This window comes from Kitasatospora sp. NPDC036755, from assembly GCF_040636595.1.
In the GTDB taxonomy this organism is placed as follows: Bacteria; Actinomycetota; Actinomycetes; order Streptomycetales; family Streptomycetaceae; genus Kitasatospora.
Genome location: NZ_JBEZUT010000589.1, coordinates 1 through 2,811, shown reverse-complemented (window position 1 = coordinate 2,811; position 2,811 = coordinate 1). Strand labels below are relative to the sequence as shown.

Sequence of the window (2,811 nt, the reverse complement as noted above, 5' to 3'; positions counted from 1 at the left end):
GCCGGTGGTGATGATCCAGGCCCCGGAGCTCATGGAGTTGCCGTCGACGGCGAGGCACCAGTGACGCCAGTTGTCCTGGAAGACCACCGTTTCCGCACCCTCACCGAGGCGTTCGGCAGGGAGAACGTCCACGTCGAGCTGATCGACCAGTGGCTGCCCGGCGACGACCGGCGCAACGACGCCCTCGCCGCCCTCGCGGCGAAGGCGGGACTGCCCGTCGTCGCCTCCACCAACGCCCACCACGCCGGCCCCGCCCAGGGCCGCCTCGCCCAGAGCCTCGCCGCGCTGCACGAGCGCCGCACCCTCCAGGAAGCGGTCGGCTGGACCGGTGCGGCCGGCACCGCGCACCTGCGCTCGGGCCGCGAGATGGCCGGGCGGCTGGCCCGCTTCCCCGGGGTGCAGCGGGCCACCGTCGAACTCGGCCGGGCCTGCGCCTTCGACTTCGCCCGGCTGGACCCGGAGCTGCCCGGTTTCCCCGTCCCCGCGGGCGAGACCGAGATCAGCCATCTGCGCGCCCTGGTCGCGGCCGGCGGCCCGGCCCGCTTCGGCCCCCGCAACGCCGCCGCCCGCCGCCAGCTCGCCAAGGAACTGGACGTGATCGAGGACCTCGACCTGGCCGGCTACTTCCTGATCGTGCACGACATCGTGGACTTCTGCCGCCGCCGGGACATCTGGTGCCAGGGCCGCGGCTCGGCCGCCAACTCGGCGGTCTGCTACGCCCTGGGGATCACCGCCGTCGACCCGATCCACTACAAGCTGCTGTTCGAACGCTTCCTCTCCACCGCCCGGGACGGTCCGCCCGACATCGACCTGGACATCGAGAACCGCCGCCGCGAGGAGGTCATCCAGTACGTCTACGGCCGCTACGGGCGCGAGCACGCCGCCCAGGTCGCCAACGTGATCACCTACCGGCCCCGGCTGGCGATCCGCGACGCCGCCCGGGTGCTCGGCTACCCGCAGGGGCAGGTGGACGCGTTCAGCCGGCAGACCGACTTCCGCTCCGCCCCCGGCGCGGACGCCGTCATCCCGGCCGACGTGCTCTCGCTCGCCACCCAGCTCCACGGCCTGCCCCGCCACCTGGGCATCCACTCGGGCGGCATGGTGCTCACCCGGGAGCCGATCGGCGAGATCTGCCCCACCGAGTGGGCCCGGATGCCGGGGCGTTCCGTGCTCCAGTGGGACAAGGAGTCCACCGCGGGCGCCGGGCTGGTGAAGATCGACCTGCTCGGCCTCGGCATGCTCGCCGCCCTGCACGACGCCTGCGACCTGGTCGCCGAGCACCACGGTCTGCGCTACGACCTGGCGACCATCCCGGACGGCGACGCGGGCGTGTACGCGATGCTGCGCCGGGCCGACACCGTCGGGGTGTTCCAGGTCGAGTCCCGGGCGCAGATGGCGACCCTGCCCCGGCTCAAGCCGGACCACTTCTACGACCTGGTGGTCGAGGTCGCGCTGATCCGCCCCGGCCCGATCCAGGGCGGCTCCGTCCACCCGTACCTGCGCCGCCGGGCCGGGGCGGAGCCGCCGGACTGTCCCCACCCGCTGATGGAGAACGCCCTCGGCAAGACCCTCGGGGTGCCGCTGTTCCAGGAGCAGATGATGCAACTCGCCATCGACTGCGCCGGGTTCACCCCCGCGGAGGCCGACCGGCTGCGCCAGGCGATGGGCGCCAAGCGCTCGCACGAGCGGGTCGCCCGGCTGCGCGAGCGGCTGCTCACCGGGATGGCCGAGCGCGGCATCCCGCCCGAGGTGGCCGAGGACGTCTACGGCAAGATCGAGGCCTTCTCCAGCTACGGCTTCCCGGAGAGCCACGCGATCAGCTTCGCCTACCTGGTGTACGCCAGCGCCTGGCTCAAGCACCACTTCCCGGCGGCCTTCACCTGCGCCCTGCTGGCCAACCAGCCGATGGGCTTCTACTCGCCGCTCAGCCTGGTCGCGGACGTCCGGCGGCACGGCGTGCGGGTGCGCGGGGTGGACGTCAACGCCAGCGGGGCGCGGCCCACCCTGGAGCCGTACCGGGGGCCGACCCCGAAGCCGCCGCTGACCGCGGGGCGCCCGCAGCCGGCGATCCGGCTCGGCCTGGAGACGGTGCGCGGCATCGGCACCCCGCAGGCCGAGGCGATCGTGGCCGGGCAGCCGTACGCCGGCCTGGAGGACTTCGCCCGCCGCACCGGCCTGCCCGGGCCCGCCCTGGAGGCGCTGGCGACGGCCGGAGCCTTCGACCGCTTCGGACTGACGCGGCGTCAGGCACTGTGGGCGGCGGGGGCGTTCGCCGGGATCTCGGCCGAGCTGATCCCCGGCACCACCCCCGGTACCGAGGCGCCGGAGCTGCCCGGCATGAGCCCCGTCGAGGAGACCATCGCCGACCTGTGGGCCACCGGCACCTCCGCCACCAGCCACCCGCTCCAGCACCTGCGCGACCGGCTGGAGCGCGGCGGCGCCCTCAGTGCCGCCCGACTCCCGGACGTGCCACCGGGAACGGAGGTGGTGGTCGGCGGCCTGGTGACCCACCGGCAGCGGCCGCCGACGGCCGGCGGGGTGCTCTTCCTCAGCCTGGAGGACGAGACCGGGCTGATCAACGTGATCTGCAACCGCCCGGTCTGGGAGTCCCAGCGCCGCACCGCCCTGGACCGTGCCGGACTGCTGGTCCACGGCCGCATCGAGCGCGACCGGGGCGCCACCAACCTGATCGCCACCCGGCTCACCCCGCTCCGGATCGGCCTCTGACCCGAATCCGCAGGTAGTGGCCGGCGGCCAGTCAGTTGATCTCTGTGCTGGCCGTTGGCGCCGTTGTGGTGTGGCCGGGTAGGC

Annotated in this window: 1 protein-coding gene; it reads left to right on the top strand. The window is 74.1% G+C overall.

What is annotated here, in order from left to right; all coding sequences use genetic code 11:
• The first annotated feature begins 60 nt into the window (after positions 1–60).
• Positions 61–2,727 (top strand): error-prone DNA polymerase, encoded by a 2,667-nt coding sequence (locus AB0E96_RS40245; RefSeq protein WP_359831690.1) that lies wholly within the window; start codon positions 61–63, stop codon positions 2,725–2,727.
• The last annotated feature ends 84 nt before the right edge of the window (positions 2,728–2,811 follow it).